The following is a 26880-nucleotide window of genomic DNA, read 5'->3' as shown; positions in this document are numbered from 1 at the left end:
CTTTCGGGCAGCGCGTCAGCGTTGACGCGGTGGAGAGGCAGAAGGGGAACGTAGAGCAGGACAAACTTGTGGCCCGGCACAACCTGCCGGGCCACTGAGTGGACCAGAAGCGGGAAGCTACCCCGCCCGAGCCTCCGCAAACCGAGGGGCCATGGACTCCATCTGCTCCATGACGAGCTTGATGGCGGCCGGCTGCTTGTCCGGCGGATAGCCGTTCAGGACCAGGAGCCGTTTGATGGAGGAGCGCAGCTTGGCCCGGACGTCGTCGCGCACGGTCCAGTCCGTACGGACGTCGCGGCGCATCACCTTCACCAGGTCACGGGCGATGTTCGCCAGCACGCCTTCGCCCTGCACATCCACCGCTGACTCGTTCTGCGACACTGCGTCGTAGAACGCCAGCTCGTCCTCGTCCAGCGCCGGGGAGAACTGCTTGCCGCGGTCCTTCTCCTGGGAGACCTCCTTGGCCAGCTCCACCAGTGCGGCGATAACTTCGGCCGAAGTCAGCTGCTGGTTGGTGTACTTGTTCATCAGCTCGGTGATCCGCTCCGAGAAGGCCCGCTCCCGGATCGCGTTGTTCCGCGTGGTGCGCGTGGCCTCCTCCGAGATGAGTTTCCGCAGCGCCTCGATGGCCAGCTGCGGGTTCCTCGCGTGCTGGGTCTTGGCCATGAACTCCGGCGTCAGATCATCCAGGGACGGCTTCGGCATGCCGGCTGCCTCGTAGATGTCCAGCACCTCCCCGGAGACGGTGGAGGTGGCGATCAATTGTCCAAGCAGCCGGGAAATGTCCTCGGGCACGGGCTCGCCGCGGGACTGGCGGTCCTCGGCATCCCACTTGGCCATCCAGACCCGGATTTCCTCGTAGACCTTGATCTCGGGCAGCAGCTGGGACAGATGATCGGAGCCCGAGCACAGCGCCCAGGCCCGGGCCAGCTGTCCGGAATACCGCCGGTACTGGGAGGCGAGGCTTTCGCCGTCGGGCTCCGGCTGGTTGCCGGGGGTGAGCGGATCGCGCAGGTAGTTCACCGCACCGGTGACGGCGTGCAGGAACGCCTTCGGGCCGCCCTTGTTCAGCGTGGCCTTCCAATTGTGCCCGGCGAGCAGCTCCCGCAGCTTTTCCACCAGAGTCTCGGTCAGCGCGATGGCTTCATCGATGTTCTTACCCAGGGGCTGCTGCTTGCCGTCCTGCCGACTGTATTCCTTCAGCGCGGCCGCCAGGTTTTCCGCCAGCGGGGCGTAGGCCACGAGCAGGCCGTCCTCCTTGCCGCGGAAGGTTCGGTTCACCCGGGCGAGGGTCTGCATCAGCAGGGCGCCCTTCAGCGGCCGGTCCAGGTAGAGGGTGTGCAGCGGCGGGGAGTCGTAGCCGGTGAGCATCATGTCCTTGACGATCACCAGTTCCAGCTCGTCATCCACGGTCTTGAGCCGTTCCTTGATGACGGCGTTCATCGAGTCGCGGCGGACATGGTTGGAGACCGGGGGCGTGTCCGAGGCGGTGCCGGAGTACACCACCTTGATCTTTCCCTTGTCGAGCTCATCCGAGTGCCAGTCCGGACGGATCTGCACAATGGCGTCATACAGCCGGGCACAGATCTCGCGGGTGGCCCCAACGACCATGGCCTTGCCCGGCGCGTCGATGAACTTGCCCATCTGCTCCCGGCGCCGCTCCCAGTGCTCCACCAGGTCCTGGGCGAGTTTGGCGATGCGCTCCGGAGCCCCGTACACGGCGTTGACGACGGCGACGCTCTGCTCGATGCGCGCCCGCTCGGTATCGTCCAGGCCAGCCGTGGCTTCGTCGGCCGCCTCGTCCAGGGATTCCTCGGTGATGCCCTCGGCCAGCCCGACCTTGATCAGCCGCGGCTCGAAGTACACGGGGACGGTGGCGCCGTCGTCGACCGCCCGGTTGAGGTCGTAAATGTCGATGTAGTCACCGAATACATCGCGGGTGTTGCGGTCCTCGAAGGAGATGGGGGTGCCGGTGAAGGCGATGAGGGTGGCGTGCGGCAGGGCGTCGCGCAGGTGCCGGGCGTAGCCGTCCAGGTTGTCGTAGTGGCTGCGGTGCGCTTCATCCACCACCACAATGATGTTGGTCCGGTCCGAGAGCAGCGGGTGCTCGGCGCCGGCGTCGCGCTCGGCCTGGCTGCGGCCGAACTTCTGCAGCGTGGTGAAGTAGATGCCGCCGGTGGTGCGGCTGCTCAGCTCCTCGCGCAGTTCGGAACGTTTGCGGATCTGCCGGGCGGTCTCGGGCAGCAGCTGGCTCTGCACAAAGGTTTCGAACAGCTGCCCGTCCAGTTCGTTGCGGTCGGTGATCACGACGACGGTGGGGTTGCGCAGCTTGGGGTGGCGGACCACCAGGTTGGTGTAGAGCTCCATTTCCATGGACTTGCCCGAGCCCTGGGTGTGCCAGACGACGCCGGCCTTGCCATTGCTGCCCACGGCCTGGACGGTGCTGCCCACGGCCTTGGTGACGGCGAAGTACTGGTGCGGCTTGGCGATCCGCTTCGTCAGCCCGGAGGCGCCCTCGTCGAAGGCCGTGAAGTTGTGGACCAGCTGCAGGAACCGTTCCTGGTTGTACAGGCCCAGCAGTGCGGTATCCAGTCCGGTGGCGGGTTCACCGTCGAGCAGGGCGCCGGGCGCGACGGGGTTGCCGTCGTCGTTCACGTTCCAGGGCGAGAAGTGGTTGAACGGGGTGAACGGGGTGCCGTACTTGGCGAACAGGCCGTCGGAGGCGAGCGTGAAGACGCAGAAGCGGAAGGCCATGGGGAATTCGCGCAGGTAGGTGGCGAGTTGGTTGTGGGCGGCGGCGACGTCGGCATTCTTGCTGCCGGCCTTTTTCAGCTCGACAATGCTTACGGGCATGCCGTTGCAGTAGAGCACCAGGTCGAAGCGGCGTTTGTAGTCGCCGTGCTGGAGGGTGACCTGGTTGACGGCCAGCCAGTCGTTCTCATCCGGGTCGTGGCTGAGCAGGCGCAGTGTGGGGCTGACCTCGGTGCCCTCCGCGTCGATGTAGGTGAGCCGGAAGCCGCCGGTGAGGTAGTCGTGGATGCGCTTGTTCTCGGTGATGGCATCGGCGGACTTCGGGGCGGCGATCTCCGCCAGCGCCTGCTTCAGGTACTGGACGGGCACCGCCGGGTTGAACTTCTGCAGGGCGGCCAGCAGCCGGGGCCGGATGAGGAGTTCATCCCAGGTGTCGCGCTCGCCGGTGCCGGGAGCGATGTCGTGTCCCATTCTCGGGTCCCACCCGAGTTGTTCCCCGAGAAGATCCAGTGCGCTGGCTTCCCAGTCGGCTTCGGAGTACCCCAGCTGCATGCTCATTCCTCTTCCGACCCATCCGTGGTCGTCCGACTGCCAGTTGTCAGACTCTCATTTGGGGCAAGGTGGTTTGGTTTCAGCGATGGCTGTTTGATCACTTGGTTGGCGACACCGTAGGGGACATGCACGCCTGCGACGAATGACGAGGAGGGAACAAGGTGTGTTGTCTGGTCATCAAAGAAGATATGCGGATGCAGAACTTCAAGCACCTTTGACTTTTCGATACCGCCGAGGAAGAAGGCGTCGTTGACGGTCACGCCCCAGTCTCGCAAGCTTCGAACAGCACGCTCGTGCGCCGGGGCGCTACGGGCGGTGATTAGAGAAACACGGAGCCGCACACCGTAGTCCGGTTCATCGGTCTTCCTTGCCAGCTCAAGTTCCTGAATCATGTTGAGGTCCTCCAGCAAGTTCTTGAGCGGGCCCGGGTCAAGGGCGCGGTCGACATTCTCGGTTTCATGTTTCTGGTATTCCGCCAGATCTGCGGATTCCTTGAAAACCCGCTCCGACTCATCTCCTCCCAGCACGCCGTCGAAGTCAAATGCAACGCGGAGGGCTGGATCGTTTTCGTCGTATTTCGCTGTCGACGGTAGAACATGGCCAGCCGGAAAGCCGAGAGCTGTTGCTGCGTCCACATCTTTTCGGTTGCCCGAAAGGAATAGAGACATGTCGAATGCCTCGATGTATTCCACAGGTGCCTTGCCTTGTGTAAAGACAGCCCTGGAAATACTCAGCTTGTGCGCTTCGACTGATCGCAGGAGTCGGAGTCCAGTTGATGGGTCATTTTTCGATAGCACAATCACTTCCACAACCGGGTCGCCAGGCCGTAGATCATTGAGCCCCAGCAGGCCTTTAATAAATGGAAATGCGTCTCCGGGTTCGAGCGTTTCACCTATGCGCTCATCCTGGTAAAGGCGATAGTCCTCTTCACCGTTTTCGACAAAAAAGGCATCTGATTCTGTGAGATCAAAGAGCGCACTCGACGCTATTCCGATCACCAAGCGGTTTTTGAGACTGTACGGCAAGATTCCCCCATTTTGTTCAAGCTGATCTAGTAGTTGTCCGGCAGCGAAACGCTATTTCTAGATATCTCCTACTCGCAGTTTTCCGGACATCAGCTGCGGGAGCAGCATGTCACGGGTGGCGGCGAGGGTTCTGTTTTCCTGCTGGAGACTACTGATCGACTTCCCCAGCGCTGTGATTTGTCTCTGTACGGCACCTGTGATTCGTGTGGGATCGACGACTTCTGTCGCAAGCAAATCTGAGGGTTTGACACGCTGGTGGCTTCCAGAGGTGCCCGCCACCTTCGATTCGAGCCGGAGGCCAAAATCGCTCTGTGAAAGGACAGCCCAGAGAACTGAAGTGCTGATTGGCTCCCGAGGTTCGAGGACCAAGAACTCGGTGGAGGCGAGTGCAGGGAATTCAGTGAGTTCCTGGATGTCCCAAACACGAGGAAAGCGTGGGTTCAATTTTGATATAAGCACGGACGGTACCTCGACCGAGAACTTTGAGCTCTTGATGGTGGCGGGACTCGTCATTTCCGGGGAACCGTCGACGTCGAAGGCTGGAAGGCTGTAGTGCGCAACCGTATTAGATGCCGCAGATGCTGGATCGACAGTGATCTTCCGATGCGTGACAAAATCCCAAAGAGGCGCTGTGTCCCCGCGGAAAGGTGCCACGGACTGGATCGCCAGACCCGCAGCGGTTTCAGCGAGCTTGGTGTTGGCGGCGATCTTGTCGTCGAGGGCACCCAGTACCTCTGCGATCGCTCGTTGCTCGGGCATGGGTGGGACGGACAACCGGTGACGCTTAACAATTTCTGTTTTCAGATTGGTGAAGATCGACCCGTTGCCTTGGCCAGCTAAGTCCTTTCTGTCGTTGAGGAAGACATAGTAGAAATACATCGGCTCGATGTCGTGGAGATCGCGGAGGAGTAACCAGCCATCATGGATGCACGCCTCGATACCCAGAAACTTAGGAATGCCGGGTGTAGCACTGTTGGACAGGATCAGATCTCCGGGATAAACAACGACGCTTTTACTACGTCCTTCGTTGCGAATGAACTCCTTTGTCTTCGTGATGTATTTTGACGGGTCAGCGGTAGCATCCGAAATCTTGATCCAGGGTGTGCCAAAGGTGGAAACCCATTCATGTATGGGACGAGGAGAGGCTCCTCTTGTAACACGGCAAAGCTCATCTACGCGCTTAAGCTGCCAGCCAGCGGGGAGTTCGGACATCAGATCCGCCCCAACTGCTCGCGCACAACCTTGGCGAGCCGGTCGGATTCCTCGAACTGCTCGAACAGTTCCTTCTTCAACCGCTCGATCTTCTCCTCGATCGGCTCGCCGTCATCCTCAACCGCGGCGGCACCGACGTACCGGCCCGGGGTCAGGGCATAGTCGGCAGCCTTGATTTCCTCGAGGGTGGCCGAATAGCAGAAGCCGGGCTCGTCGTCGTACTCCAGGCCCGATTCGACCGCGGAAGCCTTGCCGCGCCAGGCGCGGAAGGTGTTGGCGATCTTGCTGATGTCGTCCTCGGACAGAGCACGCTCGGCACGGTCCACCATGTAGCCCAGGTTGCGGGCGTCAATGAACAGCACCTGGCCGGAACGGTCGATGGAGCCGTTGGGGCCCGCGGCCTTGTCCTTGGCGAAGAACCAGGTGCAGACCGGGATGCCGGTGCTGCGGAACAGCTGGGTGGGCAGGGCAATCATGCAGGAGACCAAGTCCGCTTCCACCAGCTGGGCACGGATCTGCCCCTCGCCGCCGGAGTTGGAGGACATGGAGCCGTTGGCCATGACCACGCCGGCCTTGCCGCCAGGGGCCAGCTTGGAGATGATGTGCTGGATCCAGGCGTAGTTGGCGTTGTTGGCCGGCGGGACACCGAACTTCCAGCGCGGATCGGACTCGGAGCGGGCCCAATCCTTGATGTTGAACGGCGGGTTGGCCAGCACGTAGTCGGCTTCCATCTCCGGGTGCTGGTCCCGGGCGAAGGTATCGCCCCAGCGGGACGCCAGATTGCCGTTCAACCCGTGGATAGCCAGGTTCATCTTGGCCATCCGCCAGGTGCGCTCGTTCAGTTCCTGTCCGTATACCGAGATGTCCGAGCCCTCCTTCTGGTGGGCTTCGAGGAACTTCTCGGTCTGTACGAACATGCCGCCGGAGCCGCAGCACGGGTCGTAAACGCGGCCGTGGTCCGGTTCGAGGACCTCCACGAGCACGCGGACGACGCCGGCGGGAGTGTAGAACTCGCCGCCCCGCTTGCCCTCTGCGCGGGCGAACTTCTCGAGGAAGTATTCGTAGACCTCGCCGAGCAGGTCGCGGGCCTTCTTGGCGCCGTCACCGGTGAAGCGGGCCGAGTTCAGCAGGTCCAGCAGTTCGCCGACGCGGCGCTGGTCCACGTTGTCGCGGTTGTAGATGGTGGGCAGCGTGGCGGCCAGGGTGTGGTTGGCGGCCATGATGAGCGTCATTGCGTCATCGATCAGTTCGCCGATGGACTTCGCCGGGGCGTCGGCGGAGGCCTGGATGCCCTTGGCGTTTTCGGCCAGGTACTGCCAGCGGGCCCGGGCCGGCACCCAGAAGACGCCGCGGCCGGTGTACTCGTCCACGTCGTCGATCAACTGGGCGATTTGGTCCTCGTTCATGCCAGCCGCTTCGAGCTCCGCCCGGATCTGGCTGCGGCGTTCCTCGAACGCGTCGGAGACGTATTTCAGGAACACCAGGCCCAGGATCACGTCCTTGTACTGGGACGCGTCCATCGAACCGCGCAGCTTGTCGGCGGCCTTCCAGAGCGTGTCCTTGAGTTCCTTCATGGTCGACGGCACAGCGGCAACCTTGGTTTTCGGGGGCACTAGGGTGTTCCTTCCATAATGACGGATGTGTCGGTCAGGGCGAGGCTTCCGCCCGCTACGCCGTCCATGACAAGCGTAGTGAGTTCTTCAAGCTGTTCGAGCCGGGTGCGGGCCGCATCACGCTGCCGGGCAAGTTCGCCCAGCACCTGCGTGAGAGTTCCCCGTTCCGTCTCGTCCAACCGGCGCACGGGCCACCGCTTCCAGCTGCCGCGCCCGGAAGGCAGGTTGTTGATGTCGGCAGCCAGAACGTGCTGCTGCAGGCCGCCGGGACGCTGGGAATTGATCCGCAGAATGCGGGCCGGATAGAGCACGACGGCGGAGCCCTCGGTATCGACGAAGGCGGCGGGCCGCGTGCCGGTACAGAACACGACGTCACCTGCTTCGGTGAGCTGACCGGCCGGATAAGCCTGCGAAAACGTGAAAAAGCTGATGGTCCGTGAGCCTGGGGGAATGATGCCGGTAATTTCCTCCGGCCCGAAAACCGGGGTTCCGCCGTCGTGGTGGTCGATATGCGCCGCGTCGATGCGGTGGCCGGGCCGGTAGGCGAGATGCTTGGCTTCCATCAGATCCTGGATTGGCGATGACTGTCCCAAACCACTTCCCGGCCGGCCTCCCGTCAGCGTTCCGGCCGGCCCGCTGTCCGGGGCGGACTCGATCGAATAGCGGTACAGGACATCGGGCGTGGGCGGAGCGCTCAGGAGTTCCAGCAGTCCGTCGGCACGAAGTGCTGCTTCGGGGCCGCCAAGTGTTCGGCGGCCGCTTGAGGCCGCTGCTGCCGCGACGAGTGAACCGCGTGAGGCCAGCAGGACACGGGTCAGGGACAGGCGTGCAAAGCGGAATGAATGTGCGCGGATCTGCGCCAGCGTTCCCATTGCGGCAGAAATATCTCCGACCAGATCCTGGACCACATCGGGCGACAGATGGGCGCTGCTCAGGTCCGCCACCATGGTCCACTTGGCCGTATCCTCGACGGAGCGGTGGGCGGGGCCCAGCACCCACAGGGCGAGTGCCTGCCGGGATTTGCTGAGGAGCAGCCCCTGGGGCAGTTTCACCACGGCTCGAAGACGGCCGGAGCGCAGAAGATCCGAGCGGACGTTTTCGGCGTCGCCGCGCAGCGGTTCAGCCAGTGTGCCCGCCGGTCCAATGATGACTGCGCGTTGATCTTCGCGCATCTGCAGCTGGATGTGATCCACCGCTGAAAGGATCTGCAGCGGGTCCATCACCGGGGTGCCCGGCGCCGGATACTGGGCTACCAGGACAGCGGGGCGGGAGAGCGCAAATTCGCCGGCTGCATCGACATCCAGCTGTTCGCGATGGATGCCATGGACGGCAAGCCTCCGCCGTGCGAGCCGGGCGTCGTCGTCATCATGCGATCCGGTCATGAGGACAACGTCCTCGGTATCACTCAACCGGCGGGCCACCGCCATCAACAGGTCGCTACCGCCGCTGGTCGGATCGGCGAAGACCGGGGTCTCCGGCAGGCCGGCGGCCAGTTCTGCGGCGATGGCAGCAACCATGTCCGTTGCCTCTTCGGCCAGCGCGACGCGGGAAAGGCTCTGCAATCGGGCGCGGAACCGGTCGGCCATGAGCTTTTCAAAGGCGGCCGCCGGATGGTAGGCGGCATCCACCAGCAGGTCGGTGTAGCGCGCCAGCGGAACGAGGTCCGGTTCGACCTGTTCGAGCTCACGGTAGAGCAGGACATTGTCCGGATCCTGGTCGTCCGCGGCGTCCATCAGGTCCGCTTTGTCCAGGCCGGTGAGCTGGCTACCGGAGAGGGCCCGAAGGGCGAGGAGTGAGGTCAGCGCATTGAACAGCAGCTCACCCTGGGCGGAAACACCGGCCAGCACGGCGAAGGAGGCGACGTCGTCGAGCGCTTCCTGATTGTTGCCACGGCCGGTATCGCTGAGCCAGCTGGCCACCTCATAGGCGTCAAAGAGGTCCTGGCCGCGTATGTGCTGCAGCGGCTGGGGAAAGGGGTGCGCTGATTCCTTGGTGCGGGATCTCCACGTGGTTACAACCGGTCGTTTTACCCGGGCGAGAAGCGCGATATCCGGCAGCGAGATCAGCAATTGGTTGTCGCTGTCATTCATCGCTGCTCCTTTCCCGGATATGTGGTCTCCATCTCATCAGCGTAGTGCAGCACTGGCTTTTTCAACTCCAAGTCTTGATAAGGGGGGTTATCACTAATCGTTGGTGGAAAAGCAAAGGGCTGAGCCTAGGTTCATAGGGCAGGACAAACGCCAAGCGTTGGTTCTGCTGGAGCGGAAGCCGTTGCACGTTTAGTGGGGGGACGGCTTCCGCTCCGTATCCAACGCTTATTCGTCGTCCAGCCAGGGGAGCAATTCATGTCGCAACACCGAGAAACGGGTGAAATCCCGCCGGATTCAGTCGGACCGGAAGGCCGGCAGCAGACCGGTGTGCCGATGGCCGAGGCGCCGGGGATATGGCCTCCGGTAACGCCGGCAGCGCCGCCGGCTCCTCCCGGTGGGCCAGCCCCGGGTGCCCCGGAAGGTAGCTCGGGACCGGGACCGGGAACGGGAACTACCCGTGGCGGTCGTAAGCACCTGATCTTCGGTGCAGCCGGGCTTGGCATTGGCCTCATTGTCGGGCTCGCGTTGGGACAGATCGACATTCCCTTTGCGTCCAGCGCCATCAATGACGCTGCTGAGACCTGCAACGTCATGGAGACCGCCGGAATCGATATAGGTGACAACGGCCAGTCCATCTCTATGAGCAGCGAGGGCAACGAATCCTCGGGGGCAGAGTATTCCGACATCTACTGCGTACTCGGCGAACTGGAGGTCCCGGACAGTGTGGACAACCGCATTGGAACCACCAGGGCACTGGATGGACGCCAGAGTGCGGACTGGAACGAGTTCACGTCCTCTTGGGGTTACCACCCGGATAGCGGCTTGAACATCGTTATTGAAATCGCGGACAAGTAGGAGTCGCGGTGATGGAGGAAAACCTGGTCCCGGAGCAGGGCGAAGGAGAGGCGTCAGTGGATGACCAGCCGCAAAAGAAGCAACGCAAAGGCAAGTTGTGGGGATTGTTGCTGACCGCCGTCGTGCTCTTTGGCGGTGGGGGCGTGACGGGTGCCGTGCTGGTTGACCCGACCGGAAGCGAAGAATATGCCGCCTTGGAAACTTCCAAAGAGTCGGTCGATCGCTGAAGGATCATCAGGCGAAGCCGGTACCGCCGCGCCGGCCGGCGTGGCCGGACAGGAAGCGCCCGCCGTGGAGGCGGCACCGGAAGCAGCAGCTCCGGCTGTTGGGGTTCCGTTCACCGCTGACATGGGAGGTGGCAACACGGCCCGCATCACCATCATTTCCGCTGAATACACCGCCTCCGTGAGCGCCCAGTCATTCGCGCCGGCGTCACAGAACGGCGGCTTCCTGCTCTTGGACGTTCTCTGGGAAACCGAGGAAGGCGTCACGTCCTCCAACCCGCTGTACTTCGACGCCAAGGATGCCGAGGGCCGGAAGGGCGAAATGTACATGTTCGCCGACGGGCAGCTGGGCTCCGGCGAGGTGCTCCCGGGCGATAAATCCCGCGGCTTCGTCGCCTTCGATATGGCCCCGGGGGCCGCCACCGTGACAGTGACCGACCCATTGCTGCAGGCTGCAGCTCGAATCGAAGTCGGCGGTTAGTCTCGTCTCCAGCGGAATGCCCGGGTGCCCTGTTGGGTATTCGGGCTTTTGCTGTGTCTGGGGTGGTGTGTTGTGTCTGGGGGTGGAGGATGGGGCGGCATAGGTAATTCAGCCCGTACTACTTGGGTAATCGGACAGAAAACTCCGGTATCGGATAAGCCAGTTTTACCTTCGTATCGTTAGGACGCTTCTATAAAATAGAACACATGTACGAGGAAGCGTCGGAAGACGAAGTGCAGGCGGATTACCGGTTCAGCAAATCTGCTGAATCGGTTAATCCGACTCGCGATATCACCGTAGCTCTCGTGCAGAGCTGGGCCGGTGCGCTGGCTGACCGGGCAGGCCGCGCGTTCAATGCCGTGGATTCCTCATCGGCGGTGGAGGAGCAATACCTCGCCGGGATGATCGACCAGGTGCGGGCCTTGGAGGAATTGAAGGCGGCTGCGGCAGCGGCACAGGTCCGGGTGACCGCGGTCTTTGATGCCCTCACGCGGCGGGCCCAGGCCGCAGCGGGTGTGAAGGCCGATCAGCTCGGTAAAGGGGTCGGGGCTCAGATTGGGCTGGCGCGGCGGGAGTCCCCGAACCGCGGCACCCGGATGCTGGGCACCGCCCGGATCCTGACCGGGGAAATGCCGCACACCCTGCAGGCCCTGACCCTGGGGGTGATCAACGAGTGGCGGGCCACCATCCTGGTGAAGGAAACCGCTTGCCTGTCCCTGGAGGACCGGCAGCGGATCGATGAGCAGGTCGCCGGGAACCTGGCCGAGCTGGAAACGCTGGGGGATAACCAGTTGATTGCCCGGATCAAGAACCTCTCCTACGCCCTGGATCCGCACAGCGTGGTGAACCGGGCATCCAAGGCGGCCTCGGAACGCTATGTGTCCTGCCGTCCGGCACCGGACACCATGACGTATCTGACCGGGCTGCTGCCGGTGGCCCAGGGCGTGGGCGTGTTCGCGGCGCTGACGCGGGAGGCGGACCGGCTGCGGGCGGTCGGGGATCCGCGCACGAAGGGCCAGATTATGGCCGACACCCTGGTGGAGCGGGTGACCGGCTGGGCGAAGGCCGAGGATGTGCGGGTTCAGGTGCAGTTGGTGATGACGGACCGGGCCCTGTTGGCCGGGTCCGTGGAGCCGGCGGTGCTGCCCGGTTATGGGATGGTTCCGGCGCAGTTCGCCCGCGATCTGGTGCGGAAGACAGGCAGCCGCACTGATAAGGCCGCCCGGACCTGGCTGCGGCGGCTGTACACGGAGCCCTCCACCGGTCAGCTGGTCGGCATGGATTCCCGGGCGCGACTGGTGCCGGAGGGTTTGGCGAGGTTTATCGCGGTCCGGGACCAGGTTTGCCGGATGCCGTGGTGCGGGGCGCCGATCCGGCATTTCGACCACATCAAGCCGTTCCGCGACGGCGGCACAACCAGCGCGGAGAATATTCAGGGCTTATGCGAGGCCTGCAACCAGGCCAAGGAAGCACCGGGCTGGAGCATGAACACCGTGTCCGCCGGATCAGCAGCACTCAGGGGCGCTTCGCACACGGTGGAGACCCGCACCCCCACCGGCCATCTATACCGGTCCGCAGCTCCACCTTTGCCTGGAACGGGCAACGACCCGGTTCAGTCCAGCAGTCCTTCGGGGTGTTCACCCACCGGGATCATCGCCCCGAACCACTCCGGGTCCTCTATGTAATTGCGGAAGAACAACCGCCCCGACGCTTTGTCCACCAGTGTGCTTGGCCTGCCAATCGGCTCAAAGCCAGACTCCTCGTCGACGATGCTTTCCCGGGCGCCGTCAATTAGCAGCCACGTCGTGGCGTTTTCAAACCCGTAATCGGCCACCATGTATTCACCCCGGTACTGCCTGCGCCATTTTGGAGCGATGGATTTATGGGCGATGGAGCGGGCCTGTTCAAAACTGGTCACGTGACTTCTCCTTGTGTCGCATCCAGCCTATAAGCCCCGCATAGACCCAGCCGCAGAAACCGGAAAATGTCACAAATGGTGTGCCCCGCATCACTCGCCGGTAGGTTGTAGGTCCGCATTGCACCCGATGCGGAAGTCTCGACAGAAATGGGAACCGACATGGCGATCACTACGCCCGGAACCGAACCCGCATTGAAAAAAGTACTGGGCAGAATGGACGTCCTGGCCCTCGGCTTCGGAGCGATGATCGGCTTCGGCTGGGTTGTCCTCACCGGCGGCTGGCTGGAATCGGCAGGGACCATGGGGGCGGTGACCGCGATGGTTGCCGGCGGCATCATCATGTCCGTCGTCGGCCTGACCTATGCCGAGCTCTGCGCCGCCATGCCGAAAGCCGGAGGCGAGCACAACTACATCATGCGGGCCATGGGGCCGCGCACGTCATTCATTGGTTCCTGGGCCATCATCGGCGGTTATGTCACCATCGTGGCCTTTGAGGCAGTGGCCCTGCCGCGCACGGTGGAGTACATCTTCCCGAACCTCAGCCAGATCCCGCTGTGGGAAGTTGCCGGCTTCGAAGTGAACCTGACCTGGGCGCTCGTAGGTTCCCTGGCCGCCGTCGTCATCACCTGGATCAATATCCGCGGTGTGAAGGAAGCCGGAATCGTCCAGACCTTCGTCGTGCTGTTCCTGCTGGCCATCGGCGTCGTCATGATCGCCGGATCCTTCACCGGTGGCTCCGTCGCCAACATGGAGCCGTGGTTTAACGGCGGAATGAACGGCTTCTTCGCGGTCCTGGTTGTGGTTCCCTTCCTGTTCATCGGCTTCGATGTCATTCCCCAGTCCGCCGAGGAAGTGAACATTCCCGCCAAGCAGATCGGCAAGCTGGTGGTGGTGTCGGTTGTCCTGGCCACCATTTGGTACGTGATGGTCGTCCTAACGACCTCCTCCGCCATGCCTGCCTCGAAGCTTGCCGGAGCCGACATCGCCACGGCAGACGCCGTCGGCGCCATGTTCGGGTCGGACGTTATGGCCAAGATCCTCATTGCCGGCGGCATCGCCGGCATCCTCACTTCCTGGAACTCGCTGCTGATGGGCGCCTCGCGGCTGATGTACTCGCTGGCCCGCTCCGGCATGCTGCCCGCGTGGTTCGGCCGCCTGCACCCCAAGTACCACACCCCGCACAACGCCCTGCTGTTCATCGGCGCGCTCAGCTTCCTGGCCCCGTTTGGCGGCGCGGAAATGCTGGGCTGGCTGGTGGATTCCGGCGCGCCGAGCATCGTGCTGGCCTACACGCTCGTCGCCGTGGCCTTCGTGCTCTTGCGCCGGCGCGAGCCGGCCATGGACCGGCCGCTGCGCATCGGCGGCCGCGGCCGCGGAGGCGAGCTGATCGGCGTCCTGGCCGCGGTCTTCGGTACGGCGTTGTTCAGCCTCTACATGCCGGGCATGCCGGCCCAGCTGGGTATGGAACCGTGGATCCTGTTCGGTCTGTGGTGGGTCATCGGCGGAGTCTTGTTCTTCCGCGTTCCCGGCGGCATCAAGGCTGGTCCCGACGCTGAGGAGCACGTTCTCGCGAAGCTGAGCCGGAAGCAAAAAGTCATGGCAGAAAACTAAGTTACTGAGCGGTAATATAGCGAGCATGCATCTTCTTCTCCGCACCCTCTTGGTCCTCTTCCGCTCCCGGCGGCGCCCCAAAATGGGCTTCTTCGAACCCTCGTCGCTGCCCATGCGGGTGCTGCCGACGGACATCGACATCGCCATGCACCTGAACAACGGCATGTACCTGTCGCTGATGGACCTGGGCCGCTTCGACCTCATGGTCCGCAGCGGCTTCTGGGCATCGATGCGCCGCCACGGCTGGAGCCCAGTGGTGGGCAATGAGACCATCAGCTTCCGCAAGTCCCTGCAGCTGGGCCAGCGCTACACGATCGAAACCCGGGTGATTGGCTTCGACGATCGCGCCAGCTACATCGAGCAGCGGATGGTGGCCGACGGCGAAATTTACGCCCGCGCCTACATCGCCGCGCGCTTCGTGTCCAAAGAGGGTCCGGTCAGCAATGAGGACATCTTCAAGGCTGCCGGGGTTCTCCCGCCGTCGGACCTTGTGCTGCCTCAGTGGGTGAAGCAGTGGCGTGAGGACGGCGCCCTGCCCAGCACCCGCCGTCCTGCCCCGCACCACTGGGGTTAGCCCTCCCCGCTCTTCCTCGGGCCCGGACCGGGGCGTAAATTTGCGCCATGACTCTCTCTGTCAATGTCTTCCTGACCCTGGACGGCGTCATGCAAGGTCCCGGGGGAACGGATGAGGACCGGTCCGGCGGGTTCGAGCGCGGCGGCTGGCTGGTGCCGCACGCCGGACCTGCCATGGATCAGATTGTTGCCGGCTGGTTTGCCCGAGCCGATGCGCTGCTGCTGGGCCGCAGCACCTACGAGATGATGCAGCCGTACTGGGAACCGGCCGTCGATCCAGACGATGCGGTGGCCTATGCGCTGAACAACCTGACCAAGTATCTGGTCTCCTCGACGCTGACCGATCCAACCTGGAACAACACCCGTCTGCTAACCGGAGATCCTCTGGAAGCCGTCGCTGCGCTGCGGGACCACCGCGGCGAACTTCAGGTCCACGGAAGCCACCAGCTGGCCCGGAGCCTGCACGACGCCGGGTTGGTGGACGAATACCGGCTCCTCGTTTTCCCTGTGGTGGTCGGCGCCGGCAAACGGCTCTTCGAAACGGGATCCGTGCCGTCGGGCTTCCAGCTGCTGGAATCCGAAACCCTGGACAATGGCGCGGTGCATCTGCGGCTCCGTCCCGTACCGTTCACGACGGCGGAGATTGGGCCCGGGAGTTCGTAGCCTCCGGCGATGTGCAGTTCCCAAACAAGCAGAAAGGGCGGGACCGCTGGTGCGGCCCCGCCCTTTCTGTAGAACTGTGTTCGGTGGTGCGGTTAGTGCTGTTCTGCCTAGTGCTGGTTACGGCGTGCGCGGCCGGACAGAAGCATCGCGATCGGAACCAGGAGCAGGATCAGCGGGATCAGCACGGCCAGGACCTTCGGGGAGGTCATGATTTCCCCGGGGGTCATTGCGGAGGTGCGCTCCATCATGCTGTCGGCGCCTGCGGAGATTTCCCCGTTGCCGCTGGCCAGCGTGGTGGAGCCGTCGGCCAGCTTCGTGTTTCCGTCGGCCAGCTCAGAGGCGCCCTTCTTCAGGTCAGCCGTTCCGGCGGTCAGCGTCTTGCCGCCGTCGTCGAGCTTCACGACACCCTCATCGAGGGTGCCGGCGCCGGTGGCCAGCTTGTTCGTGCCCTCGGCGAGGCTGATGGTGCCGTCGTAGATCTTGTAGTTGCCGTCGGCCAGCGAGTAAGCGCCGGCTTCAAGGGTGGAGATGCCCGAGGCCAGGCTGCCCGCGCCGGTGGCGAGTTTGTTGTTGCCGGCGGCGAGCGTGCCGGCTCCGACCTCAAGGGTCTTCAGCCCGGTGTTCAGCTCGGTGGCTCCGGCGGAAAGCGTTCCGGCACCTGCGTAGAGCTGTTCGATTCCGGCGGCTGCGGTCTGAGCACCGGCTGCCAGGGTGGGAGCTGCTGCAGGATCATTCAGTGCGGCGAGGCCGGCGGAGAGCTGCTGCGATCCATCCATGAGGCCGGTATACGAAGCGCCGGTTACGGGGTCAATGCCCTGTAGGCCGAGGTCGATGCTGGCTATAAGGCGTTCAAGACCTTCGAGCTTGGCCGCTGCTTTGAGGATGCCTTCTCTTGCACCAGGAATAAGCGGGCTTTGGTATTCAGCAAGGAGCTCGAGCTCGGCGGAACCAGCAGATTCTCCCGTGGGGCCATAGACCGACAAGTCCTTCCTGATCTGTGTGGCGACACTCTCGGTCTGGCCGTCTTGAATCCCGTTGATGCCACCGTTTACCTTCTGGATTCCACCGCTCAGTGCGGCAGCGCCCGGCGCAGCGACAGCAATGCCACTAGCAACCTTCTGTGCACCTGCAGCAAGTCCCGGTGCGCCTTCAGCCAGCGGCTTCATCTCCGTATAGAGCTTGTTCGCACCGGCCGCCAGGGTATCGGAACCTACGCGTGCGTTGGTGGCACCGGCAGCAAGCTGGTTGGCACCCTCGGCGGCGCTGTTGGCACCCGTGACGAGCTGACCGGCACCGTTGTTCGCCGTGGTCGCACCGGCGGCGAGCTTGTTGGCGCCGGTGTTGGCCGCTTCCGCGCCGGTGAGGAGCTTGAGAGCGCCTTCATCCAGCGTGGTGGCACCTTCCTTGAGCGAGACAACACCGGTCTTGGCGGAGGCGATGCCCTTGGCCAGGGTGTTGGCGCCGGTATCGACCTTCTCGGAGCCGGCGGCAACCTTGTCGGCGCCTTCCTTGGCCTTGGTTGCACCTGCCTCGAGGTCGCCGGCACCGGTGGAGGCGCGCTGGGCACCTTCACTGAGCTGGGTGGCGCCGTTGGCAACCTGGTTGGTGAACAAGACGAAGAAGGCCAAGAGGAGCACCAGGAACAGGGCCAGAAGGGCCGTTAGGAGGGTATGTGGCCGGGAAGTGGCCTGGCCGGACGGAGAACTCGTCATTGAAATTCCTTTATTTTCTCGTCATAAGCCGGTCCAGGACCGGGTGGGCAGCGAGTTTGCCTGTGGGCAAATCCGCTATCGGTGGTGTCGGACCGAAAGCGCATCTGCTCTGATGACGAATCCCCCCGACACAATGTGATGTCGGTTACATCTAACTTACTGTCCGGTAACAAAGCAAGGTTTCCCGGAAAAAACTTACTGGCCGGTAGGTTTCGGACCGGACATTGAGTAGGTAGAGCCGCAGAACCCGCGCGGAGCGGCGCAGATCGGCCCCGGGGGCTGTGCAACCAGACGCTGGGTGCAACCATTAAGGGGCCTATCCCAAACCACCGACCCGGGCGGTTCCCCAGCGTCCGGTGCGGAGACCAGGAGCTAACCATGAAGGCCCTTCAATACCGCACCATTGGTTCCGCGCCGGAAGTCGTCGAGATTGAAACACCGGAACCCGGCCCGGGGCAGGTGCGCCTCAAGGTGACCGCCGCCGGGGTCTGCCACTCCGACGACTTCATCATGAGCCTGCCGGAAGAGCATTACGTCTACGCGCTCCCGCAGACCCTGGGCCATGAAGGCGCCGGAACGGTGGACAAGCTGGGCGACGGCGTCGCGCACCTCGAGCTGGGAACCTCCGTTGCCGTCTACGGTCCCTGGGGCTGCGGACGCTGCTACGAGTGTTCCAAAGGCAGTGAGAACTACTGCACCAACGCCCACGAGTTCGGCATCCGGCCGCCCGGGCTCGGCTCGCCGGGATCCATGGCCGAATACATGATTGTGGACTCCGCGCGGCATCTGGTGCCGCTGGGCGACCTTGATCCGGTGAAGAACGTGTCCCTGACCGACGCCGGACTCACCCCGTACCACGCGATCAAGGGATCGCTGGATAAGCTGCACGCCGGTTCCACATGCGTGGTGATCGGCGTCGGCGGACTGGGGCACGTGGCCGTCCAATTGCTGCGGGCGATGACGCCGGCCACCGTGGTGGCGCTGGATATCAGCGAGGAGAAGCTGAACCTGGCGACCGACGTCGGCGCCCAGTACACCTTCCCCTCCGAACCCGGCGCTGTGGCCACGGTCCGGGACCTCACTCGTGGCGAGGGTGTCAATGTGGTGTTCGACTTCGTGGCGAACCAGGCCACTATGGATCTGGGCCACGCGATGATGCGTCCGCAGGGCGACCAGGTGCTGGTGGGCGTGGGCGCCGGAGTGCTTCCGGTGGGCCTGACCACCGGTGCCATGGAGTCGGCCATCCGCTCGCCCTACTGGGGCAGCCGGCCGGAGCTGATCGAAGTGCTGGACCTGGCCAGGACCAGCGGCATCAACGTCCATACCGAGGTCTACTCGCTGGACAACGCCCCCGAGGCCTACGCCAAGCTGCACCGCAACGAGATCATGGGCCGCGCCGTCGTCGTTCCCTAGTGCGGAGCGTTCTAATGCCTGCCTTCCGGTGACAGGCCCGCAAATAGCCGGGCCTGCGCCAGCAGCTGCGGCACCCCGGCTTCCAGGGTGGGCGCGAACCGGGTGTCGCCGGGCCGCTCGCCCCTGAGCCAGCGGGTGTAGATGGCCTCGCAGAAGATCGACGCCTTCCACAGCGCCAGCGCCTGATACCAGGGCAGGGCATCCAGCGACAGATCGCTCTGCGCCCGGTAGCGGGCGATGACACCGGCCCGGTCCAGATAGCCGGGACTGCGGGATACGGAGGTCAGCTCCAGGGGAGTGGATGCACTGCCCGGCTCGGCGTAGGTGGCGGTCAGGTAGCCCAGGTCCGCCAGCGGATCACCGATCGCTGCCATCTCCCAGTCCAGGACGGCGCTGACGCGGGCCGGAGCGGAACTGGCGAACATCAGGTTTCCCGGACGGTAGTCCCCGTGCAGCACGGCCGCGGCCTGGCTGTCCGGCAGGTTATCCGCCAGCCAGCTACCCAGGAGCGCGACGTCGGGCAGTGACCGGGTGGTGTTGATGTCCCAAAGTGCGGAGAAGCGCTCCACCTGCCGGCGCAGGTAACCGTCCGGACGCCCGAACGCCGCCAGCTCGCCGTCCGAAACGTCCACCCGGTGCAGCTGCACCAGGGTGTCGACGACGGCGTTGCTGGTCGCCAGCCGCTCTTCCAGCGGGTCCAGGGGTGCGGGAATGGTGTCGGCGATGACCAGTCCGTCGAGGTAGGTCATGACGTAGAACGGCACGCCCAGCACCGACTCGTCCTCGCAGACGGCCAGGATGCCGGGGACTGGAATCCCGCGGGTTTGCAGGAGCTGCTGGATCCGGGCTTCACGGACCATGTCATGCGTGGATCGGGGCAGCGGCGGCCGCGGTCCGCGGCGCAGCACATAAACGTCGCTGCCGCGCTGGATCCGGTAGGTGATGTTGGATTGCCCGTCGCCGATCTGGGCCCAGGACAGGGGGCCCGATCCCAGGTTGTTGGCGTCCAGAAACGCGGTGACGGCGTCCAGGATGAGCAGGGGCGGGGAGGCCAGGAGTGCTGCCTCGGCGGCGGTGGCAACCACTTCAACGCCGTCGGGTACCGAGTGCAGGAGGACTGTGTCAGCGGGCACTGGCCACCTCGCGGCGCCGGGCGGATGAGGCGCGCCGGGCAATGGCCCATTTGTGGGTTTCGTTGGAGCCGTCGTAGATCCGGAAGGCGCGGACCTCGTTCAGGTAGGAGGCCAGTGGCAGGCGGTCGGAGACGCCGTCGCCGCCGCACAGCTGCAGTGACCGGTCGATCACCCGGTACACCGCTTCGGAGGTGTGGGCCTTGGCCACCGAGGACAGTGCGGAGCCGGCCCTCGCGTCGGATTCGAGCAGGCCGGCGGTCTTGGTGATGATCGCGTCGGAGGTTTCCAGATCCATCACATTCAGGGCCAGCATGTCCTGCGCGATGCCCAGCTCATGCAGGGCGGCGCCGAACATTTCCCGGGTGTTGGCCCGGTCCAGGGCAATATCCATGGCCCGCCGGGCCAGTCCAAGCCAGCGCATGCAGTGGGTCAGCCGCGCCGGACCCAGCCGGACCTGCGCGTACCGGAATCCCTCGCCTGGAGCACCCAAAACCGCGGTGTCCGGAACGAACACGTCCTCGAAATGCAGGTGTGGATGCCCGCCGCCAATGGCCCGGTCCATGGTGGAGATCTGCTCGCCGATGCGCACCCCGGGAGCGTCCATGTCCACCAGCAGCATGGTGGCTCCGGCCTGCGCTGCGGCGGAGGTTGGGGTGGCCTCGAGTGCCGGAGTGCGGACCATGGCGATACAGAAGGTGGCGTTGTTCGCGCCGCTGGTGAAGCGCTTGTGTCCGGTGATGACCCAGCCGCCGTCCACCTTGGCGGCAGAGGAGCGCAGCGCGGCGGGATCCGACCCGGCACCGGGATGCGGCTCGGTCATGCCGAAGCAGGAGCGCGCGGCACCGGAGACCAGGGGGCGCAGATACTGTTCCTTCTGCGCCTCGGTGCCGATCAGCTCGAGCATGTGCATGTTGCCTTCATCCGGTGCCTGGCAGTTCAGCACCGTAGGGCCAATCAGCGAGTACCCGGCTTCCTGGAAGATGGGGGACCAGTACCGAAGCGGGACGCCCTGGCCGCCGTATTCGCGGGGAGCGTGCGGTGCGTAGACACCGGCTGCCTTGGCGGCGTCCTGCAGCCGGGTCCGGTCGGCTTCCTTCAGGCGCTCGCCGGGAGCCGGTTCGGCGGGGATGACCACCGTGCGGATGAAGTCCCGGGTGCGCAGGCGCAGGTCTTCGATGTCGGAAGGAAGGCTCATGGGGTGTCCTTTGCTGCCTAGGCGTTGCCGCCGGCAGCCAGCAGGCCGCCGTCGAGGTTCAGGATCTGGCCGGTGATCCACGCGGCGTCGTCGGAGGCCAGGAAGGCCGCGGCAGCGGCCACATCCTCAGGGGTGCCCAGCCGGCCCAGGGGGTAGGCGGCCGCCACCTGCTCTTCCCGGCCCTCGTACAGTGCGCGGGCAAACTGCGTCTTGACGACGGCGGGGGCCAGCGCGTTGACGCGGATGGCCGGACCCAGCTCGACGGCGAGGGACCGGGTGAGCTGTTCGATGGCGGCCTTGCTGATGCCATAGAAGCTGATGCCGGGGGAGGGGGTCTGTGCGCTGACCGAGGACAGGTTGATGACCGAACCGCCGCGGCCGGCGAAATCCAGCTTCTCGTGGTGATAGGCGGCCTGCACCCAGCCGAGGGTGCCGTACAGGTTCACGTCGATGATCTTGCGGGCCGCATCGGGCTCCAGATCCATCAGCGGGCCGTACACGGGGTTGATGCCGGCATTGTTCACCAGGATGTCGAGCCGGCCGAACTCCGCGGCCACCGTGTCCAGGACCTCCGCGCGGTGCACGGCGTCGTCGGACTTGCCGGCAATCGCCAGGACCGTCCCCTCGGGGAAATCAGCAGCAGCCTCCTTCAGCGGCCCGTCCTTGCGGGCGGTGATGCAGACGCGGGCACCTTCGGCGACCAGCCGCTGCGCGACAGCCAGCCCGATGCCGCGGCTGGCGCCGGTCACGACGGCGGTCTTGCCCTCCAAGCGGCGGACGGCTCCGGAGCTGTTCTTCATCATGGCGTCCTTTGGGTCTGGATACGAGGAAAAACCGAGCAACCGCTCGGTATGCGCTGCGGGTACGCTTAGTCTGGTTCCAGTGCCCAAAAGTGTCAAGGGTCACATTTACGTGGGACTGCAGTATCCGACCGGGGATGCATGAGCCAAGGAAGCGGACAGTGGACGATCAGAGGGACTGGCGCGATTACGGCACCACGCCGCTGCCTCCGGTGCTGGGTGCGGCCCTGGCCTGCTTCGTGGAGCAGGGGTACCACGGCACCACCATCCGGGAGGTGGCAGCCCGCGCCGGACTGTCCGTTCCGGGGATCTACCACCACTATCCGTCCAAGCACGCCTTGTTATCGGGCATCGCGGAGCGGGCCATGGCTGACCTGTTCTCCCGCAGCCGGCAGGCGCTGGACCAGGCCGGCGCGGGTATAGAGGAGCGCTTCGCCGCCCTGATCCGCTGCCTGGTCCTGTTCCACGCCCACCGGAGCGACCAGGCCTTCATTGCCGCGTCCGAAATCCGCAGCCTTGACGGGCAGGCCCGCGCCAGGCACATCGCCGCCCGCGACCGCCAGCAGCTGCTGCTGACGGAAATCGTGAACGACGGCGTGGCCGCCGGCATCTTCACCACGCCGTTTCCGGCCGAAGCCACCCGGGCGGTTCTCACCATGTGCACCTCGGTGGCGCAGTGGTACCGACGCGACGGCGGCCTGCCGCCCGAAGAGCTGGCCGACCGCTACCTGGTCATCACCCGGGCGGCCCTGGGCGGCTGACGTGTGCCCGCCAGCCGCTGCTACCGGTAGCGGCGGTGCAGGTTTTCACCTGCGACAGTTCCGTTCGCTGTCTCTGAAATCCAGGGCCCGGTGCCTTCGGACTGGTCCAGGACCCCGGCTTCCAGCCAGGTGTAGCGGTCGCCGAGCACGCCCTTGGCGAGCCTGCGGTCCTCGGCATCGGAATTGCGCCACAGGTCATCGAACAGCGTGTCGATCCGCACCCGGGACTGGGCGCAGAAGGCTCCCGCCAGCTCATAGGCCGCGGCGCCTTCCTGCGGATCCTTGCCCCGCATGGTTTCGGCACGCATGCACACCGCCGACATGGCGAACAGCTCCGCACCGATGTCCACGATCCGGCCCAGGAACACCTGATGGTGCTCCAGCCCGGCCTGCCAGCGCGCCATCCCGTAAAACGTGGAGCGGGCCAGCCGGCGCGAGGCACGGTCCGCGTAGCGCAGGTGGCCGGACAGTGGGCCGAACTCCGCATACGCGGTGGGAACCGAACCCCGGCCCGCCGCCAGAGTGGGGAGCCACCTGCCGTAAAAGCCGCTGGCCTTCACTGCCGACTGGACCTTACTGCTCAGCGACGAACCCGCCACCGCCAGGTCCCCGGCCGCCTTCAGGTGCGCGTCCACGGCATCACGGGCAATCAGCAGATGCATGATCTCCGTGGATCCCTCGAACACGCGGTTGATGCGCAGATCCCGCAGCTGCTGCTCGGCCGCCACGGCGCGTTCACCGCGGGCCGCCAGCGAGGATGCCGTTTCAAATCCCCGCCCGCCGCGGATCTGCACCAGTTCATCGCCGATCCGGAAGGCCATTTCGGAGGCCCACAGCTTGGCGAGCGCTGCCTCGATCCGGATGTCCTTGGTGCCGGCGTCGGCCATTTCCGCGGACAGTTCAAAGACTGATTCCACGGCGAACGCTGTGGCGGCAATGAAGGCCACCTTCTTCCCCACTGCCTCGTGCTGCCAGATCGGCCGGCCCCACTGCTCCCGGGCACCGGTCCAGCCGCGGGCGATCTTCAGCGACCATTTGCCGGACGCCGCACACATCGCCGGGATGGACAGCCGCCCGGTGTTGAGGGTGGTCAGGGCGATCTTCAGGCCCTGGCCCTCCCGGCCCAATCGGTTCGCGGACGGCACGCGGACTCCGCGCAGACGGGTGACACCGTTTTCAATGCCGCGCAGGCCCATAAAGTTGTTCCGGTTCTCCACCGTGATCCCCGGAATATCCATCTCGACCACGAAGGCGCTGACACCGCCCTTTTCGGTGCCGTGCGGCGGGACCGCGGCCATCACCACCACCAGCTCGGCGATCACTCCGTTGGTGGTCCAGAGCTTCACGCCATCCAGGACATACTCGCTGCCGTCTTCTGAGGGAACCGCAGTGGCGCGCATGCGCGCCGGATCGGAGCCGACGTCGGGCTCGGTCAGCAGGAAGGCGGAGATGGCCCCGCCCGCGCAGCGCGGCAGATACTCTTCCTTCTGCTCCTCGGTGCCGAACACCTTCACCGGCTCCGGAACGCCGATGGACAGGTGCGCCGAGGTCAGTGCGCCCAGGCTGGGATGCACTGAACTCAGCACCATCAGGGCCCGGCCGTAGGAGAGCAGTGACAGCCCCAGTCCGGAGTACTTCCGGGGGATCTTCATGCCGAAGACCCCCAGCTCCGCCAGGCCCCGGAGGTATTCATCGGGAATGGCGCCGGTGCGCTCGATCAGTTCCCCGTCCAAGGTGGCGCAGTATGCGGTGAGCTGGTCCAGGAAGCCACGGGCCCGGATGTCCTCTTCAGGGTCGCGCTGATGGGGGCGGATGAGATCCAGGTTGTAGCTGCCCATGTAGATTCCCTTGGCAAAGCTGGGCCTTTGGTCCTCGGCGATGCGGGAAGCTTCGGCCAGTGCCCTGGCGTCGGAGGCGGTGACTTCCCGCTCCCGTACCTCCCTGGCGCCGTCGTTCTCCGCGCTGTCGGCGGCCTGCTGCAGGTCCTTGGTGCTCATGCGAAATCCCCTCGCTTGTGGCTGCATTAGGCAGCCGACGCTGGCTGTGCGGCTCAGACTACGCGCCGGAGGAGCAGGCAGAAAGGGGGTCCGGGAGGCGGCTTGGAATGTGTCGCCGGGACACTGCAACGCCGCCCCGAATCTTGACAAGACCCCCCTTTGTAGCGTTGGAATAGTAAGCACACTGAGTATTTTGATGCCAACCGATGACATGTACAGGGGAAGCAAACAGATGCAGAACGAGGGGGAATGGGAAGCCGTCCGACTGCTTTCAACTGCAGCCCGATTGGTGCGGCGGGAAGTTGATAACCGTTTGCGGGAGCTGGGCCTGACCCAGGAACGTGTGACAGTGCTGCGGGTCCTGGCCGGTGACGGGCCGATGAAGCGGGCGGAGCTGGCCCGCAGGCTGCGGGTGACGGCACAAACGCTGGGAACCTCGCTGGTAACCATGACCCGGCAGGGACTTGTGGGCGAGCTGCCTCCGGCGGCGGAGGGCGGCGCCCGCCGGGTGGTGGACATCTCCGAGCATGGCCGCCGGATGCTGGGGCGGGCCGACGAGATTGAGCAGGTCGGATTCAGCGCAGACATCCGCCCAGAGCTCCGCCGGGAACTGGTCTCCCTGATCCACGACCTTGAGGTCCACCGGGCCGGAGCCTCTGCATCGCTGTAGCTGCGAAACCGGCGGCTCTTCGCGGGGTAACGTGATGAGGGAACCAATAGGCACATCACGGCTCCGGCCGGAAGAGGGAAAACATGAGTGAAGGCATTCGGGTTGCCGCTGTGGACGACATCGATGAAGGCACTGCCCTCAAAGTAGACGCCGACGTGGCGGGTACCGACGATGACATTGCGGTGTTCCATAGCGACAACGGCAGCTTCTATGCGCTGAATGACACCTGCACCCACGAGGAAGCGTCCCTGGCAGAGGGGTGGATCGAGGACAACGAGGTGGAATGCCCCATCCACTCCGCCCGTTTCTGCCTGCGCACCGGCGAGGCCCTGTGCCTGCCGGCAATCGTGGGAACCAAAACGCACCGGGTCGAGGTCCGCGACGGCGACGTTTACCTGTATCCGGGCGAGGCGCCCGCAGCATCCTGAGGCCTTTCGGCTGATACCTGCATGCTGCAGATTTGTGATTACGCAAGATCCGTGTTGCGTAATTGCACCGAGGATAGGTTAGCCTTACTTCGTTCGGAATTATCCGGGCGCAAATACCTGTAATCCCTACCTCTGCCTAGGAGCCCCACATGGCCCTGTCTCGGATGCGCCGCGTTGCGGCCGTTGCCGCCGCTGCCGTTCTGTCCCTTTCCGCCTGCTCGACCGGGGCCACCGGCGAGGAAGGCGGCAACAGCTCCGCTTCTGAAGCCAGCGACTCCTTCCCGGTAACCATCGAGCACGTCTACGGTGAAACCACTATCGAGTCAGCCCCGGAGCGCGTAGCAACCATCGCCTGGTCCAACGCTGAAACGGCCCTGGCCCTGGGCGTGGTGCCGGTCGGTATGCCGATCATCGGCTACGGCGGCAATGAGCAGGGCACCATCCCCTGGATCGACGAGGCACTGGAAGAGCTGGATGCCCCGATCGGATCCGAGAACGCCCCGGCCCAGTACTCCGAGACAGACGGCATTGCGTTCGACGACGTTGCCGCCACCAACCCGGACGTCATCCTGGCCGCGTACTCCGGCCTCTCCCAGGAGGACTACGACAAGCTCTCCAAGATTGCCCCCGTTGTCGCCTACCCGGACGCACCCTGGGGCACCTCCTGGCAGGACACCGCCACGATGATCGGCAAGGCCCTGGGCATGAGCAGCGAGGCAGACAAGCTGGTCGCCGACACGGAACAGTCGATCAAGGACGCCGCTGCCGAGCACCCGGAGCTTGAGGGCAAGACCTTCATCTACGGCAACCTGGCCAAGGGTGCTTCCTCCGTCTACACCGCCCTGGACAACCGCCCCAAGTTCCTCACCGAACTGGGAATGGTGCAGGCGCCGATCGTGGATGAAAACACCCCCGAGGACACCTTCTACATTCCCTGGGCCGATGAAGATGCCAACCAGCTGGACTCCGATGTGTTCGTGACCTGGGTGGCGGACGACGAAGCAGCCGCCTCGATCGCTTCCGACCCGCTGCTGAGCCAGATCCCCGCCGTCAAAAACGGCGGCCTGGTTGCCGATTCCAACGCCGAACGGGTCTTCTCCGTCTCCGGCATCAACGTCCTGAGCGTGCCCTACGCCCTGGAAAACGTTGTACCGATGATCGCCGAGGCAGCAGCGGCTTCCGACTCAGCGAAGTAGAACAAAT

At 64.5% G+C, this 26880-nt stretch carries 23 protein-coding genes; 12 read left to right on the top strand and 11 right to left on the bottom strand.

The features are described 5' to 3' along the window. Window positions 1-117: 117 nt before the first annotated feature. Genes KKR91_RS15420 through KKR91_RS15400 form a run of 5 tightly spaced genes read right to left on the bottom strand, consistent with a single transcriptional unit; the run spans window position 118 to window position 9243 of the window. Window positions 118-3309, bottom strand: a complete 3192-nt coding sequence (locus KKR91_RS15420; protein WP_210227515.1) for a type I restriction endonuclease subunit R — start codon at window positions 3307-3309, stop codon at window positions 118-120. Further along, window positions 3306-4328 (bottom strand): 5'-nucleotidase, encoded by a 1023-nt coding sequence (locus KKR91_RS15415; RefSeq protein WP_210227516.1) that lies wholly within the window; start codon window positions 4326-4328, stop codon window positions 3306-3308. The genes KKR91_RS15420 and KKR91_RS15415 overlap by 4 nt, the downstream gene beginning before the upstream one ends. Window positions 4329-4385: 57 nt before the next feature. After that, entirely contained in the window at window positions 4386-5540 is a 1155-nt protein-coding gene (locus tag KKR91_RS15410; RefSeq protein ID WP_210227518.1) for a restriction endonuclease subunit S, read from the bottom strand. Then, window positions 5540-7153: a class I SAM-dependent DNA methyltransferase gene (locus KKR91_RS15405; protein ID WP_210227520.1), complete on the bottom strand. Its 1614-nt coding sequence runs from the start codon at window positions 7151-7153 to the stop codon at window positions 5540-5542. The genes KKR91_RS15410 and KKR91_RS15405 overlap by 1 nt, the downstream gene beginning before the upstream one ends. Further along, the gene (locus tag KKR91_RS15400; protein WP_210227522.1) at window positions 7153-9243 is read right to left on the bottom strand and encodes a hypothetical protein; all 2091 of its coding nucleotides are present in this window, start codon (window positions 9241-9243) and stop codon (window positions 7153-7155) included. The genes KKR91_RS15405 and KKR91_RS15400 overlap by 1 nt, the downstream gene beginning before the upstream one ends. A gap of 255 nt (window positions 9244-9498) precedes the next feature. Between KKR91_RS15400 and KKR91_RS15395 the strand changes: the two genes are divergently transcribed. From KKR91_RS15395 to KKR91_RS15380, 4 genes are all read left to right on the top strand, one after another. Then, window positions 9499-10098, top strand: a complete 600-nt coding sequence (locus tag KKR91_RS15395) for a hypothetical protein (protein ID WP_210227524.1) — start codon at window positions 9499-9501, stop codon at window positions 10096-10098. 11 nt (window positions 10099-10109) lie between these two features. Then, a complete protein-coding gene (locus KKR91_RS15390) occupies window positions 10110-10325 on the top strand; it encodes a hypothetical protein (protein ID WP_210227526.1) in 216 nt (71 codons plus the stop codon). 64 nt (window positions 10326-10389) lie between these two features. Then, window positions 10390-10803: a DUF4352 domain-containing protein gene (locus tag KKR91_RS15385; protein ID WP_210227528.1), complete on the top strand. Its 414-nt coding sequence runs from the start codon at window positions 10390-10392 to the stop codon at window positions 10801-10803. Window positions 10804-11009: 206 nt separating this feature from the next. After that, window positions 11010-12488 carry an HNH endonuclease gene (locus tag KKR91_RS15380; protein ID WP_237687405.1) on the top strand — a complete coding sequence of 493 codons (1479 nt, stop codon included), beginning with the start codon at window positions 11010-11012 and terminating at the stop codon, window positions 12486-12488. Here the strand turns inward: KKR91_RS15380 and KKR91_RS15375 are convergent. After that, a complete protein-coding gene (locus KKR91_RS15375; RefSeq protein ID WP_210227529.1) occupies window positions 12416-12721 on the bottom strand; it encodes a hypothetical protein in 306 nt (101 codons plus the stop codon). The two genes, KKR91_RS15380 and KKR91_RS15375, sit on opposite strands and share 73 nt — an antisense overlap. Before the next feature lie 159 nt (window positions 12722-12880). Between KKR91_RS15375 and KKR91_RS15370 the strand changes: the two genes are divergently transcribed. Genes KKR91_RS15370 through KKR91_RS15360 form a run of 3 tightly spaced genes read left to right on the top strand, consistent with a single transcriptional unit; the run spans window position 12881 to window position 15568 of the window. Continuing rightward, window positions 12881-14332, top strand: coding sequence for an APC family permease (locus KKR91_RS15370; protein ID WP_210227530.1), 1452 nt, complete (start codon window positions 12881-12883; stop codon window positions 14330-14332). A gap of 25 nt (window positions 14333-14357) precedes the next feature. Next, complete coding sequence (locus KKR91_RS15365) at window positions 14358-14906, top strand: acyl-CoA thioesterase (protein WP_210227531.1); 549 nt, start codon at window positions 14358-14360, stop codon at window positions 14904-14906. Between the two features lie 47 nt (window positions 14907-14953). Beyond that, window positions 14954-15568, top strand: a complete 615-nt coding sequence (locus KKR91_RS15360; RefSeq protein ID WP_210227532.1) for a dihydrofolate reductase family protein — start codon at window positions 14954-14956, stop codon at window positions 15566-15568. 107 nt (window positions 15569-15675) lie between these two features. Here KKR91_RS15360 and KKR91_RS15355 read toward each other — a convergent pair whose 3' ends face one another. Continuing rightward, window positions 15676-17280, bottom strand: coding sequence for a YhgE/Pip domain-containing protein (locus tag KKR91_RS15355; RefSeq protein ID WP_210227533.1), 1605 nt, complete (start codon window positions 17278-17280; stop codon window positions 15676-15678). Between the two features lie 378 nt (window positions 17281-17658). On the opposite strand from KKR91_RS15355, the gene KKR91_RS15350 reads away from it, so the two are divergent. Further along, the gene (locus KKR91_RS15350; RefSeq protein ID WP_210227534.1) at window positions 17659-18693 is read left to right on the top strand and encodes an NAD(P)-dependent alcohol dehydrogenase; all 1035 of its coding nucleotides are present in this window, start codon (window positions 17659-17661) and stop codon (window positions 18691-18693) included. A gap of 11 nt (window positions 18694-18704) precedes the next feature. On the opposite strand, the gene KKR91_RS15345 is transcribed toward KKR91_RS15350, so the two are convergent. The 3 genes from KKR91_RS15345 to KKR91_RS15335 are packed head-to-tail and all read right to left on the bottom strand — an operon-like array spanning window position 18705 to window position 21821. Further along, on the bottom strand, window positions 18705-19826 hold the full coding sequence (locus KKR91_RS15345) for a phosphotransferase family protein (RefSeq protein WP_237687404.1): 1122 nt from the start codon (window positions 19824-19826) through the stop codon (window positions 18705-18707). Beyond that, window positions 19816-21021, bottom strand: coding sequence for an acyl-CoA dehydrogenase family protein (locus tag KKR91_RS15340; RefSeq protein ID WP_210227536.1), 1206 nt, complete (start codon window positions 21019-21021; stop codon window positions 19816-19818). The genes KKR91_RS15345 and KKR91_RS15340 overlap by 11 nt, the downstream gene beginning before the upstream one ends. 17 nt (window positions 21022-21038) lie before the next feature. Then, window positions 21039-21821, bottom strand: coding sequence for an SDR family oxidoreductase (locus KKR91_RS15335; protein ID WP_237686094.1), 783 nt, complete (start codon window positions 21819-21821; stop codon window positions 21039-21041). Between the two features lie 161 nt (window positions 21822-21982). Between KKR91_RS15335 and KKR91_RS15330 the strand changes: the two genes are divergently transcribed. Then, window positions 21983-22582: a TetR/AcrR family transcriptional regulator gene (locus KKR91_RS15330; protein WP_210227539.1), complete on the top strand. Its 600-nt coding sequence runs from the start codon at window positions 21983-21985 to the stop codon at window positions 22580-22582. Between the two features lie 20 nt (window positions 22583-22602). On the opposite strand, the gene KKR91_RS15325 is transcribed toward KKR91_RS15330, so the two are convergent. Then, on the bottom strand, window positions 22603-24579 hold the full coding sequence (locus KKR91_RS15325) for an acyl-CoA dehydrogenase family protein (protein WP_210227540.1): 1977 nt from the start codon (window positions 24577-24579) through the stop codon (window positions 22603-22605). A 232-nt stretch (window positions 24580-24811) separates the two neighbouring features. Between KKR91_RS15325 and KKR91_RS15320 the strand changes: the two genes are divergently transcribed. The 3 genes from KKR91_RS15320 to KKR91_RS15310 all read left to right on the top strand — a co-directional run bounded on the left by KKR91_RS15320 (window position 24812) and on the right by KKR91_RS15310 (window position 26873). Further along, complete coding sequence (locus KKR91_RS15320) at window positions 24812-25249, top strand: MarR family winged helix-turn-helix transcriptional regulator (protein ID WP_210227541.1); 438 nt, start codon at window positions 24812-24814, stop codon at window positions 25247-25249. Window positions 25250-25332: 83 nt separating this feature from the next. Then, a complete protein-coding gene (locus KKR91_RS15315) occupies window positions 25333-25677 on the top strand; it encodes a bifunctional 3-phenylpropionate/cinnamic acid dioxygenase ferredoxin subunit (RefSeq protein ID WP_210227542.1) in 345 nt (114 codons plus the stop codon). Window positions 25678-25826: 149 nt separating this feature from the next. Further along, window positions 25827-26873, top strand: coding sequence for an iron-siderophore ABC transporter substrate-binding protein (locus tag KKR91_RS15310; RefSeq protein WP_210227543.1), 1047 nt, complete (start codon window positions 25827-25829; stop codon window positions 26871-26873). The last annotated feature ends 7 nt before the right edge of the window (window positions 26874-26880 follow it).

This window comes from Arthrobacter jiangjiafuii (assembly GCF_018622995.1).
Taxonomy (GTDB): domain Bacteria; phylum Actinomycetota; class Actinomycetes; order Actinomycetales; family Micrococcaceae; genus Arthrobacter_B; species Arthrobacter_B jiangjiafuii.
Note: the sequence above shows the minus strand (reverse complement) of the source record. Positions and strands in the feature narration are given on the sequence as shown.

Bases quoted from the DNA above. Each gene is read 5' to 3' on its own strand.
- KKR91_RS15355 (WP_210227533.1), bottom strand. From the start codon at position 17,280: ATGACGAGTTCTCCGTCCGGCCAGGCCACTTCCCGGCCACATACCCTC.
- KKR91_RS15390 (WP_210227526.1), top strand. From the start codon at position 10,110: ATGGAGGAAAACCTGGTCCCGGAGCAGGGCGAAGGAGAGGCGTCAGTG.
- KKR91_RS15400 (WP_210227522.1), bottom strand. From the start codon at position 9,243: ATGAATGACAGCGACAACCAATTGCTGATCTCGCTGCCGGATATCGCG.
- KKR91_RS15350 (WP_210227534.1), top strand. From the start codon at position 17,659: ATGAAGGCCCTTCAATACCGCACCATTGGTTCCGCGCCGGAAGTCGTC.
- KKR91_RS15325 (WP_210227540.1), bottom strand. From the start codon at position 24,579: ATGAGCACCAAGGACCTGCAGCAGGCCGCCGACAGCGCGGAGAACGAC.
- KKR91_RS15360 (WP_210227532.1), top strand. From the start codon at position 14,954: ATGACTCTCTCTGTCAATGTCTTCCTGACCCTGGACGGCGTCATGCAA.
- KKR91_RS15320 (WP_210227541.1), top strand. From the start codon at position 24,812: ATGCAGAACGAGGGGGAATGGGAAGCCGTCCGACTGCTTTCAACTGCA.
- KKR91_RS15310 (WP_210227543.1), top strand. From the start codon at position 25,827: ATGGCCCTGTCTCGGATGCGCCGCGTTGCGGCCGTTGCCGCCGCTGCC.
- KKR91_RS15370 (WP_210227530.1), top strand. From the start codon at position 12,881: ATGGCGATCACTACGCCCGGAACCGAACCCGCATTGAAAAAAGTACTG.
- KKR91_RS15340 (WP_210227536.1), bottom strand. From the start codon at position 21,021: ATGAGCCTTCCTTCCGACATCGAAGACCTGCGCCTGCGCACCCGGGAC.
- KKR91_RS15315 (WP_210227542.1), top strand. From the start codon at position 25,333: ATGAGTGAAGGCATTCGGGTTGCCGCTGTGGACGACATCGATGAAGGC.
- KKR91_RS15335 (WP_237686094.1), bottom strand. From the start codon at position 21,821: ATGAAGAACAGCTCCGGAGCCGTCCGCCGCTTGGAGGGCAAGACCGCC.
- KKR91_RS15365 (WP_210227531.1), top strand. From the start codon at position 14,358: ATGCATCTTCTTCTCCGCACCCTCTTGGTCCTCTTCCGCTCCCGGCGG.
- KKR91_RS15410 (WP_210227518.1), bottom strand. From the start codon at position 5,540: ATGTCCGAACTCCCCGCTGGCTGGCAGCTTAAGCGCGTAGATGAGCTT.
- KKR91_RS15380 (WP_237687405.1), top strand. From the start codon at position 11,010: ATGTACGAGGAAGCGTCGGAAGACGAAGTGCAGGCGGATTACCGGTTC.
- KKR91_RS15395 (WP_210227524.1), top strand. From the start codon at position 9,499: ATGTCGCAACACCGAGAAACGGGTGAAATCCCGCCGGATTCAGTCGGA.
- KKR91_RS15420 (WP_210227515.1), bottom strand. From the start codon at position 3,309: ATGAGCATGCAGCTGGGGTACTCCGAAGCCGACTGGGAAGCCAGCGCA.